The organism is Micromonospora sp. DT15 (genome assembly GCF_049841475.1).
Lineage (GTDB): Bacteria > Actinomycetota > Actinomycetes > Mycobacteriales > Micromonosporaceae > Micromonospora.
On record NZ_JBNCKJ010000015.1, the window covers coordinates 38,006 to 53,409 of the forward strand.

General features: G+C 72.4%; 18 protein-coding genes. 12 read left to right on the forward strand and 6 right to left on the reverse strand.

The features are described 5' to 3' along the window. Both ACLQ3F_RS27970 and ACLQ3F_RS27975 read right to left on the reverse strand, forming a co-directional pair. Entirely contained in the window at positions 1-1,206 is a 1,206-nt protein-coding gene (locus tag ACLQ3F_RS27970) for an FAD-dependent monooxygenase (protein WP_425852429.1), read from the reverse strand. Between the two features lie 188 nt (positions 1,207-1,394). Beyond that, complete coding sequence (locus tag ACLQ3F_RS27975; protein ID WP_425852431.1) at positions 1,395-2,111, reverse strand: PadR family transcriptional regulator; 717 nt, start codon at positions 2,109-2,111, stop codon at positions 1,395-1,397. A gap of 185 nt (positions 2,112-2,296) precedes the next feature. Here ACLQ3F_RS27975 and nadD point away from each other — a divergent pair, with 185 nt between their 5' ends. The 5 genes from nadD (at position 2,297) to ACLQ3F_RS28000 (ending at position 5,747) form a co-directional block, all read left to right on the forward strand. Further along, positions 2,297-2,893, forward strand: coding sequence for a nicotinate-nucleotide adenylyltransferase (nadD, locus tag ACLQ3F_RS27980; protein WP_355009302.1), 597 nt, complete (start codon positions 2,297-2,299; stop codon positions 2,891-2,893). Positions 2,894-3,003: 110 nt separating this feature from the next. Beyond that, positions 3,004-3,411, forward strand: a complete 408-nt coding sequence (rsfS, locus tag ACLQ3F_RS27985; RefSeq protein ID WP_425852433.1) for a ribosome silencing factor — start codon at positions 3,004-3,006, stop codon at positions 3,409-3,411. Continuing rightward, on the forward strand, positions 3,408-4,067 hold the full coding sequence (locus ACLQ3F_RS27990; RefSeq protein ID WP_425852435.1) for a histidine phosphatase family protein: 660 nt from the start codon (positions 3,408-3,410) through the stop codon (positions 4,065-4,067). The genes rsfS and ACLQ3F_RS27990 overlap by 4 nt, the downstream gene beginning before the upstream one ends. A 48-nt stretch (positions 4,068-4,115) precedes the next feature. Beyond that, entirely contained in the window at positions 4,116-4,970 is an 855-nt protein-coding gene (locus ACLQ3F_RS27995; RefSeq protein WP_425852437.1) for a DegV family protein, read from the forward strand. A 3-nt stretch (positions 4,971-4,973) separates the two neighbouring features. Beyond that, positions 4,974-5,747: an SDR family NAD(P)-dependent oxidoreductase gene (locus tag ACLQ3F_RS28000; protein WP_425852439.1), complete on the forward strand. Its 774-nt coding sequence runs from the start codon at positions 4,974-4,976 to the stop codon at positions 5,745-5,747. A 29-nt stretch (positions 5,748-5,776) separates the two neighbouring features. Here the strand turns inward: ACLQ3F_RS28000 and ACLQ3F_RS28005 are convergent, their stop codons facing one another. Beyond that, positions 5,777-5,998: a GntR family transcriptional regulator gene (locus tag ACLQ3F_RS28005; RefSeq protein WP_091409860.1), complete on the reverse strand. Its 222-nt coding sequence runs from the start codon at positions 5,996-5,998 to the stop codon at positions 5,777-5,779. 136 nt (positions 5,999-6,134) lie between these two features. Here ACLQ3F_RS28005 and ACLQ3F_RS28010 point away from each other — a divergent pair, with 136 nt between their 5' ends. Both ACLQ3F_RS28010 and ACLQ3F_RS28015 read left to right on the forward strand, forming a co-directional pair. After that, complete coding sequence (locus ACLQ3F_RS28010) at positions 6,135-6,452, forward strand: hypothetical protein (protein ID WP_425852441.1); 318 nt, start codon at positions 6,135-6,137, stop codon at positions 6,450-6,452. A gap of 230 nt (positions 6,453-6,682) precedes the next feature. Continuing rightward, the gene (locus ACLQ3F_RS28015; RefSeq protein ID WP_425852442.1) at positions 6,683-7,057 is read left to right on the forward strand and encodes a VOC family protein; all 375 of its coding nucleotides are present in this window, start codon (positions 6,683-6,685) and stop codon (positions 7,055-7,057) included. A gap of 55 nt (positions 7,058-7,112) precedes the next feature. Here ACLQ3F_RS28015 and hemC read toward each other — a convergent pair whose 3' ends face one another. Continuing rightward, entirely contained in the window at positions 7,113-8,048 is a 936-nt protein-coding gene (gene hemC / locus ACLQ3F_RS28020; protein WP_425852443.1) for a hydroxymethylbilane synthase, read from the reverse strand. 187 nt (positions 8,049-8,235) lie between these two features. On the opposite strand from hemC, the gene ACLQ3F_RS28025 reads away from it, so the two are divergent. The 4 genes from ACLQ3F_RS28025 (at position 8,236) to ACLQ3F_RS28040 (ending at position 13,155) form a co-directional block, all read left to right on the forward strand. After that, on the forward strand, positions 8,236-9,072 hold the full coding sequence (locus ACLQ3F_RS28025) for a helix-hairpin-helix domain-containing protein (protein WP_425852445.1): 837 nt from the start codon (positions 8,236-8,238) through the stop codon (positions 9,070-9,072). A 131-nt stretch (positions 9,073-9,203) separates the two neighbouring features. After that, positions 9,204-11,609 (forward strand): ComEC/Rec2 family competence protein, encoded by a 2,406-nt coding sequence (locus ACLQ3F_RS28030; protein ID WP_425852598.1) that lies wholly within the window; start codon positions 9,204-9,206, stop codon positions 11,607-11,609. 146 nt (positions 11,610-11,755) lie between these two features. After that, on the forward strand, positions 11,756-12,736 hold the full coding sequence (gene holA, locus ACLQ3F_RS28035) for a DNA polymerase III subunit delta (protein WP_355009295.1): 981 nt from the start codon (positions 11,756-11,758) through the stop codon (positions 12,734-12,736). Further along, positions 12,733-13,155, forward strand: a complete 423-nt coding sequence (locus ACLQ3F_RS28040) for a hypothetical protein (protein WP_425852447.1) — start codon at positions 12,733-12,735, stop codon at positions 13,153-13,155. The genes holA and ACLQ3F_RS28040 overlap by 4 nt, the downstream gene beginning before the upstream one ends. Positions 13,156-13,297: 142 nt before the next feature. Here the strand turns inward: ACLQ3F_RS28040 and rpsT are convergent, their stop codons facing one another. Both rpsT and ACLQ3F_RS28050 read right to left on the reverse strand, forming a co-directional pair. After that, positions 13,298-13,564: a 30S ribosomal protein S20 gene (rpsT, locus tag ACLQ3F_RS28045; RefSeq protein WP_030491765.1), complete on the reverse strand. Its 267-nt coding sequence runs from the start codon at positions 13,562-13,564 to the stop codon at positions 13,298-13,300. Positions 13,565-13,817: 253 nt separating this feature from the next. Next, positions 13,818-14,798 (reverse strand): phosphotransferase, encoded by a 981-nt coding sequence (locus tag ACLQ3F_RS28050; RefSeq protein WP_425852449.1) that lies wholly within the window; start codon positions 14,796-14,798, stop codon positions 13,818-13,820. Positions 14,799-14,859: 61 nt separating this feature from the next. Here ACLQ3F_RS28050 and ACLQ3F_RS28055 point away from each other — a divergent pair, with 61 nt between their 5' ends. Continuing rightward, positions 14,860-15,396: a DUF4240 domain-containing protein gene (locus ACLQ3F_RS28055; RefSeq protein WP_425852451.1), complete on the forward strand. Its 537-nt coding sequence runs from the start codon at positions 14,860-14,862 to the stop codon at positions 15,394-15,396. Positions 15,397-15,404 lie beyond the last annotated feature (8 nt).

The following is a 15,404-nucleotide window of genomic DNA, read 5'->3' on the forward strand; positions in this document are numbered from 1 at the left end:
TCAGCGCAGGGCGGGCTCCGCCGTGACCGGCGAGTCCCAGTCGATGACGTAACGCTGCTCGTCGGCGACGGTCTTCTCCGGGTCCAGCACCGTGCGCACCATCAACGGCATCAGCAACGGCATCAGCGTCCGCGCTACCGCACCGGGGGCCTTCGCGTGGTTGATCCGGGCCGCGCGGGCCGCGACCTTCTCCACCCGGGCACGCCGCAGCCGCACGTACGCGGCGAACGCCGCCTGGACGTCCGGCAGGTCCCGCAGGCAACGAGCGAGTTGCACGGCGCTCTCGATGGCCAGCGACGCGCCCTGCCCCGAACTGTTCGACGGCGCGTGCGCGGCGTCGCCGACCAGCACCATCCGGCCCCGATACCAGTGCGGCACGGGCGGCATGATCTGCAACGACCCGACCACCTGGAGGTCGTCGGCGTTGCTGGTCGCCATCAACTCCCGGCCCGGGTCGTCGTCGCCGTAGGCGGCGCGCAGCGTGTCCAGCCACTGCTCCGCCGGCAGCGCCCGGGCCTCGACGAGGCTCATCGGCCGCTGCTGCGGCAGGTTGGCCCCCCACCGGGTGCCGCCGCCCGGCTCCGGCCAGTACAGGTAGTAGCCGCGCCGGCCGAACGCGAACGTCATCGTGCCCGGCTCGGCGTCCACGTCGTGCCTGGCGACCGCCTCGAAGCCGAGCAGCCCGGTGAACCGGGGGCCCGGCGCGGCCGGGTCGATGAGACCCCGGACCGTGGAGCGGATCCCGTCCGCGCCGACGAGGATGTCCGCGGTCGCGGTGCTGCCGTCCTCGAAACGTGCGATCACGCCCTCGTCGGTCTGCTCGGCGTCGACCAGCCGCTTGCCGTACGCGAACGGCACGCCCTCGGCGAATGCCTGGTCGTGCAGCACCTGGTACAGCTCGGCCCGGTGCACCACGCGCAGCGGCGGCACCCCGGTCAGCGTGGGCATGGCGATGCGACGCCGGCCGACGGCCAGAGCGCTGCGTTCGATCGGTGTGGCGATCGCCGTCACCGCCTCGTGCGCGCCGACCGTACGCAGAGCCGCCACGCCGTTGGGCGCGAGGGCGAGGGTTCCGCCGATGCCGCTGGCCGTGGTCGGGTACGCCTCGTAGACGGTTGCGGTGATGCCGGCGCGGCGCAGCGCGAGCGCTGTCACCGGCCCGGCGATGCCACCGCCGATGACGATCGCGGTTCGTACAGTGGTCATGCTCTCTCCCTGGTGTGGTCGTCGGTGCGCGGGCGCGCCGACCTGGTGTGGTCGGTGCGCGGGTGCGCGGACCTGGGAGGGAGCCCGGTTATCCTCGTGGTTGCCGCTTCGGGCCGGGTGCCTTCCCAGGCGTCGGTTCGGGGTCAGGGCCCCGGTGAGGTGTTGGCGCACCTCGCCGGGGCCGCTCTTCAGCCGGTGGTGTCGGTGCCTGCCTCCGGGGTGGGGGTGTCGGGGTTGGACTTCGGGGCGGCCGTTCTCTCGGCCAACTCGCTCAGTTCGGCCGGCATCTCGCCCGTCTCGTGGAAGGCCCGCCAGGTGTCCAACCCGGGGTAGGTCCCCGAGGTCAGCTCCGCGAGCAGTGCCCGCAGCCAGTCGGCCTCCGCGTTCCGGATGGCGAGGTCGTACTCCGACTCCACCAGGAACAGCCGAGGGATCTCCCGCAGGTGCGTGTCGAGCGTCTCGCGGTCCTGGCGAAGCGCGGCCTCCAGCAGGTCGAGTCGTTGCCGCAGCAGGCCGGTGGCCTCGTCCGGGTGCAGCGCGGCGAGCACTGACAACCCGGCCCGGAAGCGGGGATGCTCCGCCATCGGGGTGGAGACCAGCTCGCGGGCCCAGTCGACCAGCTCCGTCCGACCGGCGTCGGTGATCCGGTAGACGGTTCGTTCCGGGCGTCGGCCCTCGCGCACGTTCTCCACCGCCTCGATGAGGTGGTGTTTGTCCAGGTTGCCGATCACCGTGTAGAAGGACCCCCACTTGAAGTCCATGTCCTGGTCCTTGCCCCAGGCCCGCAGTGCGGTGGCGATCTCGTACGGGTGCATCGGCCGCTGGACCAGGGCGGACAGCACGGCCAGCGCCAGCAGGTTGCCGACCTTGCGCCGCTTCGGCACTGTGACCCCCTCGCTCGTCAACGGTTACTCGTTTACGAATATACGCTGACGGGCGAAAAACTGCGACCCCCTGCAAGCTGAGCCGAGTCGATCACCGTGCGGCGTCGGGCTGGTCACGGCGCGCTGGACCGTGGGCTGGAGTGAGGTGACGTACGGCGGGGACGGGCCGGGACGGTCGGCCACGACGCTCGGCCTACGATCATCGGGTGGAGGAAGATATCCGGCGGATCGGGATCATGGGTGGCACCTTCGACCCGATCCACCACGGGCACCTCGTCGCGGCCAGCGAGGTGGCGGACCGGTTCGGCCTGGACGAGGTGGTCTTCGTGCCCACCGGGCAGCCGTGGCAGAAGGCCGACGAGCCGGTCAGCCCGGCCGAGGACCGCTACCTGATGACGGTGATCGCCACCGCCTCCAACCCCCGCTTCCAGGTCAGCCGGGTCGACATCGACCGTAGTGGGCCGACCTACACCGTCGACACGCTGCGTGACCTTCAGGCCGAGTACGGCCCGAAGGTGCAGTTGTTCTTCATCACCGGCGCGGACGCCCTGCAACGCATCCTGTCCTGGAAGGACCTGGATGAGATCTTCGAGTTGGCCCACTTCGTCGGCGTGACCCGGCCCGGTTTCCCGCTGAGCGACAAGCACCTCCCGGCGGACACCGTCAGCCTGATCCAGGTGCCCGCGATGTCCATCTCGTCGACCGACTGCCGCGCCCGGGTCGCCCGAGGCGAGCCGGTCTGGTACCTGGTGCCGGACGGTGTGGTGCAGTACATCGCCAAGCGGAGCCTCTATCAGCGCTGAGGACGCCCGTTATGACCAGGTTCGTGGCGCTAACCGACCAGAACTGGACGATCGGGGTGCCGCCGGGTATGAGACGCTTGGAGCATCGCACGCTTGATCGAAGGAGAACGGTGACAGTTTCCGAACGCGCTCACGAGCTGGCTATCGCTGCCGCCCAGGCCGCCGCCGACAAGAAGGCGCAGGACATCACGATCATCGACGTCGGCGACCAGCTCGCCATCACCGACGCGTTCGTGCTCGCTGCTGCCCCCAACGAGCGTCAGGTGCTGGCCATCGTCGACGCCATCGAGGAGAGCCTGCTGGAGCTTCCGGAGAAGGCGAAGCCGGTGCGGCGCGAGGGCGAGCGTGGTGGCCGCTGGGTGCTGCTCGACTACGTCGACGTCGTGGTGCACGTCCAGCACACCGAGGAGCGCGAGTTCTACGGGCTCGACCGCCTCTGGAAGGACTGCCCCACCATCCCGTTCGTCGATCGCGACCTGGTCGAGGCCGACGCCAGCGGGTCCACCGCCGCCGAATGACCCGACTGATCGTCTGGCGGCACGGCAACACCGACTGGAACGCCGCCAACCGCGTCCAGGGGCAGCTCGACGTACCCCTCAACGAGCGTGGTCGCGACCAGGCTCGCGCCGCCGCGCCGCTGCTCGCGGCGCTGCGGCCCGACGCCATCGTGGCCAGCGACCTGAGCCGCGCCGCGGAGACCGCCGCCGCGCTCGCCGCGCTGACGGGCCTGCCGGTCCGCACCGACGCCCGGCTGCGCGAGCGGCACTTCGGCCAGTGGCAGGGTCTGCACCTCACCGAGGTCGCCGAGCGATTTCCCGACGAGTACGCGCGCTGGCGGGCCGGCGACCCGGACCCGGGCGCGGATCTGGAGCCCCTGCACGACCTCGGCGAGCGGGTCGGTGCCGCGCTGCGGGAGGCGGCCGAGGCCGCAGCCGGCGGCACGGTGGTGATCGCCACCCACGGTGGCGGCTCCCGACAGGGCATGGGTCATCTGCTCGGCTGGGACACCGGTGTGCTGCGCTCCGTCGGTTCGTTGGCCAACTGCCACTGGAGTGAGCTACGGCACGACGACCGTGCGCCGTCCATCGGGCGTCCGCAGGACGTCAGTGGCTGGCAGTTGCGGGCGCACAACGTCGGCCTGATCACCGCCCCGGTCGCCGTCGACGCGGTCTGAGCACTCGCGCCTCGGCGTTCGCGGCCTCGATCGGCTAGCGTGCCGGGCATGCCCGTCGCGGTTGTCATCGACTCCACCGCCTACCTTCCGTCCGAGCTGGTGCAGGCGCACCAGCTGACCGTCGTGCCGTTGACCGTCGTGCTCAACGGCGCGGAAGGGCTGGAGGGGGTGGAGACCCAGCCGGCCGACGCCACACGGGCGTTGAGCGCCCGCCGGGTCACCGCGACCACCTCCCGCCCGGCACCCGAGCAGTTCGCCCGCACGTACCGCCGACTGCTCGACGCCGGCGCCGACGGGATCGTCTCCGTGCACATCTCCGCCGCGCTGTCCGGCACGGTGGAGGCCGCCCGGCTCGCCGCCGCCGACCTGGACGGCCGGGTCGAGGTGGTGGACAGCCGCTCGGCGGGCATGGGGCTGGGCTTTCCGGCCATCGCCGCCGCCACCGCCGCCGAGGCCGGCCACGACCTTGCCGCCGTACGCGACGCGGCGCTCGCCGCCATCGCCCGCACCACGGTCTGGTTCTACGTCGACACGCTGGAGTTCCTCCGCCGGGGCGGCCGGATCAACGCCGCCGAGGCATTGGTCGGCACCGCGCTGTCCGTCAAGCCGATCATGCACATGCCGGACGGGGCGATCGTGTTGCGCGAGAAGGTTCGCACCGCCAGCCGGGGAGTGGCCCGTCTCGTCGACCTGGCCGTCGAGGCGGCCGACGGCGACGACGTGGATCTCGGGGTGCACCACCTGGCCGCGCCGCAACGGGCCGAGGCGTTGCGTGCCGCACTGACCGAGCGGTTCGGCGACCGGCTGCACGACACGTACGTCTCCGAGGCCGGTGCCGTCGTCGCCGCGCACGCCGGACCGGGCCTGGCCTGTGTGGTCGTCCACCGCCGGCCGGAGGGTTGAGCGGTGTCCACCTCACAGGTGGTGACCGGAGGCGGTCGCGGTGTCGGCCGGGCCGTGGTGGAACGGCTGCTGGCGACGGGCGCCACCATCGTCGTACTGGAACGCGACGCCGACGCGGTCGACTGGTTGGCCGACCATCCGGCCGCCGATCGGCTCGTCGCGGTGGTCGGCGACGCCGCCGACGAGCGGGTGGCCGAGCACGCCGCCGAACTGGCGGACCACGCCGCGCCGCTGACCGGCTGGGTGAACAACGCAGCGGTGTTCCGCGACGCCACGCTGCACTCCGCGTCGGCCGACACGGTACTGGACCTGATCGGGTTGAACCTGCGGCCAGCCGTGGTGGGCGCCGCGGTCGCCGTCCGCCGCTTCCTGGCCCGCGAGGCCGGCGGCGCGATAGTCAACGTCTCGTCGCACCAGGCCCGTCGACCGGTGTCCGGTGCCCTGCCGTACGCGACGGCGAAGGCCGCTGTGGAAGGGCTGACCCGGGCGCTGGCAGTCGAGTACGGGCGGCACGGCATCCGGGCCAACGCCGTAGCGCTCGGCTCGATCGCCACCGAGCGGCACGCCGCATTCCTTGCCACCCAGGAGCCCACCCAGGCCCAGTGGATCGACGCCGAGCTGACCCGGCTGCACCCGGTGGGCCGCATCGGGCGGGCCGACGAGGTGGCCGAGGCGGTCGCGTACCTGCTGTCACCCGCGGCGAGCTTCATCAACGGAGTGACGTTGCCGGTGGACGGCGGACGGGCCGTGCTCGGCCTCGACCCAGAGGCCCGCTGACCGTCGGTAGCCCGCGTCCCGGTCGGAGCCTAGCTGTCGGCGACGAAGACGCCCTGACCCTGCTGACCGTAGATCAGGTTCCGCTCGTGCAGTTCCTTGACGGCTCGATAGGCCGTTGAGCGTGCCACGTTGTACAGCTCGCCGATCTCGGACACCGATGGCAGTTGTTGGCCAGGTGAGTATTCGCCCGAGCGGATCTTCTGCTCGATGTCATCCGCCACCCGGCGGTAGTGCGGTGGTCTCGTCGGCATGAGCGGCTCTCCCGGACTTCAGCGGAGATCATGTTTCCAGCCCGGGCGTGATCGAGGCAAGGCGACAACGCAGCAAAGTGGAGATAGTGAGAACTTGACTACACCGAGACAGTGGATACAGTGAGACAGTGACCGGGTGCTCCTGGACTTCAGCACTCCTGAGGTGTCCGGTCTGCCCGCCCTGAGGGAGTTCATCGCAAGGCTTCGGCCCCCGGGGCGGGCCACTTCGGATCGCGCGGAGGCGCCGAACATGCCAATCGACGAACCGGTGTCCGCGGCGACCGAACTGTTCATGGCCAGGCGGGTGCTGGATGCTCACTGGACCCGGGCGATCGACCTGCCGTGGCGGGCGGGCGGATGCCTGGAGTGCCGAGGACACAGCGACTGCCGGCAACTCGACTGGGCGTTGGCGCTTCTGGCAGAAGTCGCCTCGGTCATGCTCCAGAAACGGTGAACGATCCCTGCCCGCGCCGCTGTGTTAGCCTCCGTGCGCGCCCCAGATGGGCCTACCCCCCGGAGGTTCTGGCTACTTCAGCCACCACGCCGAGATCGACGCGACGTACGCGTCTCTCGTGCGGGATCCGGGGCGTCGGTGCCCTCGGGGCTTCGTCATCTGCGGGGTTGGGTGAACGCTGCTGGGCCTCCGGTCGGGTCTTCGGATCGACCGGGAAGAAGACGGTACGCATGACAGTCACGTTCAACCACACCATCATCGCCAGCAAGGACAAGAGTGCCTCGGCGACGTTCTACCGGGAGCTGTTCGAGCTGCCGGAGGCACCGTCGTGGGGGCCGTTCGCCAACGTCCAGCTGGACGAGGGTGTGCTGCTCCAGTTCGCCGAGCCGCCGGTGGACATCCAGATGCAGCACTACGCGTTCCTCGTCGACGACGAGTTGTTCGTACGGTGCCTGGCGTTCGTCGAGGGGCGTGGCATCACGTACTGGGCCGACCCGCAGCTGAAGCGGGAGGGGGAGACCAACACCGAGCACGGTGGGCGGGGCTTCTACTTCTTCGACCCGGCGGGCCACGCCATCGAGATCATCACCCGCCCGTACCTGTAGCAGGCCCGTCGGCCGGTTGGGTGCTGTCGCCCCACCGGCCGTCAGCCTCGCTGCTTCAGGTGTGCGCGGGCAGGTCGAGGAGGTCACGGGCCCCCTGCCGGAGCAGGGCGGCGGCGACCGAGGTACCGAGGGTGATCGGGTCCGTCGCCCACTCGTGTACGTCGAGCACCGTCTTACCGTCGACGCTGATCACCCTCGCCCGTAGGCCGAGGCGTCCGTCGGATTCGGTGCGGGCAAGCGCGGCGATGGGGGAGTGACAGTTGCCCTGAAGGATGTGCAGCATGGTCCGTTCCGCCACGGTCTCCCGCCAGGCCCGGGGGTCGCCGAGGCTGATCGCCAGGTCGCGGGTGCTGGTGTCGTCTTCGCGGCACTGAAGGACCAGGGTGCCGGAGCCGACGGCCGGGACCATCGTGTCGACGTCGATCGGGTGGGTGATGCGGGCGGCCTGCCCGATCCGCTCCAGCCCGGAGACCGCGAGCAGCAGTGCGTCGTACCTGTCCCCGGCGTCGAGTTTGGCGAGCCTGCTGTTCGCGTTGCCACGGATCGCCACCGGCACCAGGTTCGGCCAGTGCAGCGCCAGTTGCGCCACCCGCCGGACGGCGGAGGTGCCGATCCGGGTACCGGAGGGCAGTTGGTCCATCCGCAGCCCGCCCGGGTGCACGAGACAGTCGCGGACGTCGTCACGGGCCAGGTAGGCGGCCATCACCGTGCCGGCCGGCGCCGGCCGGTCTCCGGGGACGTCCTTGACGCAGTGCACCGCCAGGTCCACCTTGCCGGCGACCAGGGCAGCGTCCACCTCCTTGGTGAACGCCCCCTTGCCGCCCAGGGCGGCCAGGTCACCGTGCCAGCGGTCCCCGCTTGTCGACATCGACGTCACGTCCACGACGAGATCGGGGTGTCGGTCGGCGAGCATCGCGCGGACCCGCTCAACCTGCGCGAGTGCCATCGGAGAGTTGCGCGTGCCGATGCGCAGACGGCGGGAGTCGGGCATACGGCGAGGGTAGTCCGCTCGATGTGTGCGCCGTTGACCAGACCGGCTTTCCCAGGCCACGCTCCGCGTTCGCTCTTGCGCATAACAGATCGATGCATGATCAGGGCGTTGTCCACAGTGGCGGTGGTTGTCCACAGGATGAGCCGGTCACCGTCCGCCGTCGGGGCCGCCGCCATAGCGTCGCGCTGTGTCGCACGACGAGGAGACAGAGGTACGCCAGCGCCTGCGCCGGCTGACGGAGCCGGCCGTCGCACCGCCGCCCCGGCCGGAGACGCCGCACGCGGGCGTACCCCCGTCGTCCCTGATCGGTGCGCTGCCGGCGGACGTGTTGTCCTCCCCGCCTTCCCTGCCGGTCGTGGCGCCGGCTGCGGACGGTCCGGCGGCCCGTCCGGAGTCGCGGCTACCCGGCCCGGGCGCGTTCGACCCCGGGCGTCGGGGTGTGCGGGCGTTGGCGGTCGTCGCCGTGGTGGTGGTGTTGGGGGCGGCCGGTTGGGCCTGGCGCTCGCGGCCGCAGTCGGAGCCGGTCGCCCCGCTGGTCGCCGAGGCTGCGTCGGCCGCACCCTCGGGTGACCCGAGCGTGCCAGGCTCCGGCGAGCTGGTGGTGGCGGTCGCGGGCAAGGTCCGAAAACCCGGTCTGGTACGCCTGCCAGCCGGGTCCCGGCTCGCTGACGCGGTGCAGGCGGCCGGCGGCGCGCTCCCGGGGGTCGACGTGGCGTTGCTCAACCCCGCCCGAAAGGTCACCGACGGTGAGCTGATCGTGGTCGGGGTGACGCCACCGCCGGTGCCGGGCGGTGCGGCCGGGCCTGCGGGGGGCGGTGCGGCTCCCGCCGCCGGGCCGGTGAACCTCAACACCGCGACACTGGCGCAGCTCGACGCGCTGCCCGGGGTGGGGCCGGTGCTCGCCCAACGGATCCTCACCCACCGGGATCAGCACGGCGGGTTCAAGTCCGTCGGCGACCTACGCCAGGTCGACGGGATCGGCGATGCCCGTTACGAGCAGCTCAAGGACCTGGTGACGGTGTGAGCGAGCCAGCCGTCGCCGCTGACCCCCGGCAGGTCAGCGGACCCCAGCCCGCGCCGCCGGCCGGGCCTTCTCAGGCCGTGCCATCGGCTGGACCTTCTCAGGCCGTGCCATCGGCTGGACCTTCTCAGGCCGTGCCGCCGGCCGGGCCTTCTCAGGCCCTGCCGTCGGCCGGCGGGACCTGGTCGGAGCCGCCGGATCTGCGACTGGCGGGGCTCGCCGTGGCGGCGTGGCTCACCGCGCTCGCCGGGCTGCACCTCGGCAGCCGCGCGGTTCTGCTGGTGGCCGGCGCGGCGGTCGGTCTGACGGCAGTAGGTGCTGTGCACCTGCTCGGCCGTCTCGGCCGTCCCCGAGCCATGGTGCTGCGCTACGGGTGGGTGGCCGTGGCGGTCGGTCTCGGTGTGGTCTGCGGGGGTGCGGCCACCGCCGCCCAGCTCGCCGTGCGCGACGCGCCGGCGATCCGTGCCCTCGCCGAGCAACGCGCGCCGGTCACCGCCGATCTGGTGGTCCGGGACGACCCGCGCCCGATCCGGAGCGCCGGGCGACCGGGGATGTTGCTGGTGTCGACCGAGCTGGTCCGGCTCACCGGCCCGGATGGTCGACGGTTCCACGCGTCGGTGCGGCTGCTCGTCCTGGCGACCGACCCGGCGTGGCGGGGCCTGCTGCCCGGGCAGCGCCTCACCGTCGACGGTCGGCTCGGCGTTCCGCGTGGGGGCGATCTCACCGCAGCGGTGCTCAGCACCAATGGCCCACCGGAACGGCACGGCAAGCCGTCCTGGGCGCAGCGGGCCGCCGGGACGCTGCGTACCGGCCTGCAACGGGCCTGCGCGCCGCTGCCCGATGACCGCGGCGGGCTGCTGCCGGGTCTGGTGGTGGGCGACACCAGCCGACTCCCACCCGCCGTCGAGGCGGACTTCCAGGCCACCGGGATGACCCACCTCAATGCGGTTTCCGGCTCCAACGTCGCGATCGTGGTGGGTGCGGTGTTGTTGCTGGCCCGGTGGTCGCGCGCCGGCCCGTGGCTCGCCGCCGCGCTGTGCGGGGTGGCGCTGGTGGGGTTCGTCATTCTGGTCCGCCCGTCGCCGAGCGTCGTACGGGCCGCCACGATGGGAGCGATCGGGCTTGCCGCGCTCGCCGCCGGTCGACCTCGGGCGGCGCTGCCCGCGCTGGCCGCCGCCGTGACCGTGCTGGTGCTCGTCGACCCCGAGTTGGCCGGGGATCCCGGGTTCGCCCTCTCCGTGCTGGCCACTGGTGGCCTGCTGCTGCTCGCGCCGCGTTGGCGGGACGGACTGCGTCGGCGAGGCGTTCCGCCCGGGCTGGCCGAGGCGTTGGCCGTGCCGGCGGCTGCCCAACTTGCCTGCGGCCCGGTCGTCGCCGGGATCTCCGGCACCGTGAGCCTGGTGGCGGTGCCGGCGAACCTGCTGGCGGTGCCGGCCATCGCGCCAGCGACAGTGCTGGGCGTGCTGGCGGCCATGGTGTCGCCGATCTGGCCGGCCGGCGCCGAGTTCGTCGCGTGGCTGGCGAGTTGGCCGGCCTGGTGGCTGGTGGTCATCGCCCGGCACGGAGCCCGACTGCCAGGTGGCACCCTGCCGTGGCCGGGCGGGGTGCCAGGTGCCCTGCTGCTGACCGGGCTGACCGTCGCGCTGCTGATCGCGGTGCGCCGGCCACTCGTACGCCGGCTGGTGGCCGTGGTCGGGGTCGCCGCCGTGCTGGGTGCCCTGCCGGTTCGACTGGTAGCCGCCGGCTGGCCGCCCGCCGGTTGGGTGGTGGTGGCCTGCGCGGTGGGGCAGGGCGACGCCCTGGTGCTCCCGGTCGACCCCGGCCGGGCCGTGGTGGTGGACGCCGGGCCGGAACCGGGTGCGGTGGACGGTTGCCTACGTCGGCTCGGCGTACGGGAGGTGCCCCTGCTGGTGATCAGTCACTTCCACGCGGACCACGTGGGCGGGGTGGCCGGGGTGTTCCGGGGACGGCGGGTGAGTGCCGTGCTGACGCCGTCGTCCACCGACCCGGAGAGCGGTCGGGACCTGGTTCGGGCGGCGGCCACCGGCGGGCGGGCCGCGCTGCTGACCACAGTGGCCGGCGCTCGTCACCCGGTCGGCGGGGTCGACCTGCTGGTGCTCGGCCCGCCGTACCCGCTGGCCGGGACCAGGTCCGACCCGAACAACAACTCGCTGGTGCTGCGCGCCACAGTGGCCGGGGTGCGGATCCTGTTGGCCGGCGACGCGGAGACCGAGGAGCAGCACGCGATGGTGGCGCGGGCGGCCCCCGGCCAGTTACGGGCGGACGTGTTGAAGGTCGCGCACCACGGTTCGGCGTACCAGGACCAGGGTTTCCTCGATGCGGTGCGGCCGGCGGTGGCACTCGTGCCGGTGGGCACGGGCAACACCTACGGGCACCCGAGTCCGCGGCTGCTCGCCCAACTGGGCAGGGGCGGCGTGCGGGTGCTGCGTACCGACACGGACGGCGACGTGGCGGCGGTCCGGACGGACGACGGTCTGGCGGTAGCCCGGCGAGGTGTGCCCTCCGGCCGGCAGCCCTGACCCCGTGGGGCGACGGCCTCTGATTAATTGGGCGACTTGCGAATTAGAAGGGGAATCGAGTCGTATGTCTGGATTTGCGCTGTGTGCGGGCTGCGCCGATCAAGCAGCGAATGAGCAGGCACGATCCCGCCGCAGGCCGTGCGAATATGGGCGGCGTGACCCCCGCCAGCCTCGCCCCCATTCTGCTCGTCCTCGGTGACGAGGAGCTCCTCGCCACGCGCGCGGTCACCGAAGCTGTCGCGAAGGTTCGCAGTGTCGACCCCGAGGTGGATGTCCGCGAGTACCAGGCCAGCGCGCTCACCGTCGGCGAGATCGCCGAGATGCTCAGCCCCTCGCTGTTCGGCGGGCGGCGGCTGCTGATCCTGCGCTCCGGCCAGGACGCCCGCAAGGACCTGGTCGCCGCGCTGTTGGCGTACGCGAAGAATCCCGACCCGGAGGTCCAGCTGCTGGTGCTGCACCTGGGCGGCGCCAAGGGCAAGGCGTTCGCCGACGGTCTGCGGGCGGCTGGCGCGACGGTGGTCCCGGCCGCCAAGCTCAAGGGGCACCGTGACCGGTTGGCCTTCGTCCGCGACGAGATCCGCCGGGCCGGCGGAAAGTGCACCGACGACGCCGCCGAGGCGCTCATCGCCGCGGTCGGCAACGACCTGCGTGAGCTGGCCGCCGCCTGCTCCCAACTTGTCGCCGACACCGATGGGCGGATCAGCGCCGAGACTGTCTCCCGTTACTACCGGGGCCGGGTCGAGGTGACCGGCTTCACGGTGGCGGACGCCACAATGGTCGGCGACGTGCCGGCGGCGCTCGAAGCACTGCGCTGGGCCCTGCACGTCGGGGTCGACCCGGTGCCCATCGCCGATGCCCTGGCGGACGGGGTGCGCACTGTGGCCCGGGTGGCATCGGCCGGCCGGGGTAGCCCGTACCAGCTCGCCAGCAGCCTCGGAATGCCCTCGTGGAAGATCGAGCGGGCGCAGCGGCAGGGGCGGGGCTGGACACCGGAGGGCCTGGTCCGGGCCATGCAGGTCGCCGCCGAGTGCAACGCGGCCGTCAAGGGCGGCTCCGACGACCGGGCGTACGCCCTGGAGCGTGCGGTCTTCTCGGTCGCGGCGGCCCGGCAGGGCAGCGCCAGGTGACGGGGGCGAACCGCCCAGCCTGGGCCACCATTCCCGTGGACGAGGCGCGTTACAGGCCGCTCTACGCCCGGCTCCTCGGCCTGCGGTTCGTCAACCCCGGCGGCGTGCTGTGCTTCCTCTTCTTCGAGGGTGCCATCGCCCTGGCGGTGCTGCTCGCCCTCGCCGAGTTGGTCAGCTGGTGGGCGGTGCTGGTGCTGCCGGTCCTGGTGGCCGCCATGGTGAAGCTCAACGACATGGTGGCCGCGATCGTGGTCCGCTCCGCCGCGCTCGTGCCCGAGCAGGAACGGGACCGGTTTCGCCGGCAGATGGAACCGGTGGTGGGCCGGGCCCGGGTGGAGTGGGTCTCGCACAGCGTTCCCGGGGTGGTGATCACCGCCGATCCGGTGCCACCGCCCCGTCGGGCCAACCCGTCAGACTGAGCGCCGCCGCCCGTCGGGCCCTCGCCCGCAACGGCCGGCTCGGTTGAACACGGCCGGCTCGGTTGAACACGGCCGGCCTCCGGACACACGGAAACCCCGGGCCTGGGGCCCGGGGTTTTCCGAATCAGTCTGACTGAAATCGTCAGGCGGAGAGCGACACCACGCGCTTCGCGATCGCGGACTTGCGGTTCGCGGCCTGGTTGGAGTGGATCACGCCCTTGCTGACGGCCTTGTCCAGCTTGCGCGAGGCGTCCAGCATGAGCGCGGTCGCCTTCTCGACGTCACCGGCCTCGGCAGCCTCGTGGAACTTCCGGACGGCGGTCTTCAGCGACGACTTGACCGACTTGTTGCGCAGCCGGGCCTTCTCGTTCTGCCGGTTGCGCTTGATCTGGGACTTGATGTTCGCCACGCGACAGCCTCGTCTTGATAGCTCGGGTTGGTCAGCTTATTGCGCGTGATGACGAACGTGCGTCATCGCTGCGCGAAGAGCCAGGTTACCAGGTCGCCCGGGACGAGCCAAAACGGCTCGGCCTTTCGCGCGAACGGACCCGGCCCGTCGGGGACCAGGCTACGCCCTCGACCACGGTGGCGGCTCACCGCCAGCCCGGCAGCCGGCCGGTCCGCGTCGCCGGGAATCCAGGCCGTCCCGGGGCCGGTCCGCCTCAGCGCCAGCCCTGGCGGTGGGCCAGCCAGTCGAGTGACTGCTCGCCGCTCCACCGCTGGTGGGCGGGCAGGTGCGGCGAGGCCGTCGGCGGTGGCGCCGCAGCACCGGTGAGGTAGTAGCCGGCCAACGCCGCCAGGGTCGCGTCCAACGCGTCCGGGGGCGCGCCGGCGGTGGCCGGGTGCGCGGCGAAGAGCCGGTCCGCGTCCAGCCCGCTGGCGTACGCGGTGAGCAGCAGGCCGGCCAGGTCGAACCAGGCCGGCCCGGAGCAGACCCAGGTCCAGTCGCAGAACCAGGCTCGGCCGTCCGGGCCGATCAGCACGTTGTCGACCCGCAGGTCGCCATGGATCAGGCCGGTCGCTCCGGCGGCGTACCGGGGGAGGAGAGACTCCAACTCCACCAGCTCGGGCAGCCGGCCGAGCAGTGGCGCGGGCAGTGGTGGGGTCGGCTCCCGACCGGCGGCGACCTCTTCCCACCAGAGGATGTCCGACCGGGCCAGGTCGGCCAGGTGCGGCAGGCCGAGCGCGGTCAGCTCGCCCGGCGGGTCGGCCAGGGCGGCGGCGATACGCGCGTACCCGGCGAGGGTGGCGTCCAACTCGGCGGGCACCCAGGGCAGGCGCGGGGTGTGCCCGTCGACGGCGTCGGTGCAGAGCACGAACCAGCCGGCCGCGGAGAGGGTCCACCGGGGGCGGGGCGCCGGCAGGTCCGCCGGCAGCCGGTCGAGGATCGCGGCCTCCCGGGCGTACCAGTCGACAAGGTGCGGTTGCTCGGCGGCGGGCGCGGCCTTCACGAAGGCCCGACCACCGTCGGCGGTGTCGAGCACGGCGGCGAACCCGCGGGTGAAGCCCGCGCCCGCGACCCGGGCGGTGACCACCGGCGCGCCGAGCCGTTCGGCGACGGCGGCCCGCAGCGCCGCCGGTAACGCCGGCCACGACGGGCGCAGGGCGCTCGCGTGGTACGGCGGCAGCGGGGGAGGGGACATCACACCATGCTGCACCGGGGTACGTGCGCGACGCACGGCGACACTGCCAGACTGCCAAGCCATGAGGACCGAGGACTTCTGGCAGCTGATCGACCAGGCGCGGGCCGGCGGCGGGGGTGAGCCTGGCCCGGTCGCCGCGCGAGCCGTGGCGTTGCTCGCCGAGCGCGACCCGGAGGACATCATCGGGTACGCGCGGCACCAGACGCGGGTGCTGGCCGCCTCGCACAAGGCGGATCTGTGGGGTGCGGCGTACCTGATCAACGGTGGCGCGTCGGCTGAGGGCTTCGAACACTTCCGGGGCTGGCTGATGACCCAGGGTCGGGCCGTCTTCGCCAGCGCGGTCACCGAACCGGACTCGCTGGCCGAACTGCCCCAGGTGCGGGCGGCCTCGCTCAGCGGCGAGGAGTTCTCCGCCGAGCAGATGCTCTCGGTGCCGTGGGACGCGTACCGCAAGGCCACCGCTACCGAGTTGCCGGCGGACCGTGACCCGGTGCGGACGCCGGATCTCAACGACTTCTGGGACTTCGACGACGAGGACGAGGCGCGTCGCCGGCTGCCCCGGCTGGCCGCGCTCTTCGTCGAGCCGCCGATGGAGTGAGGGGTCCT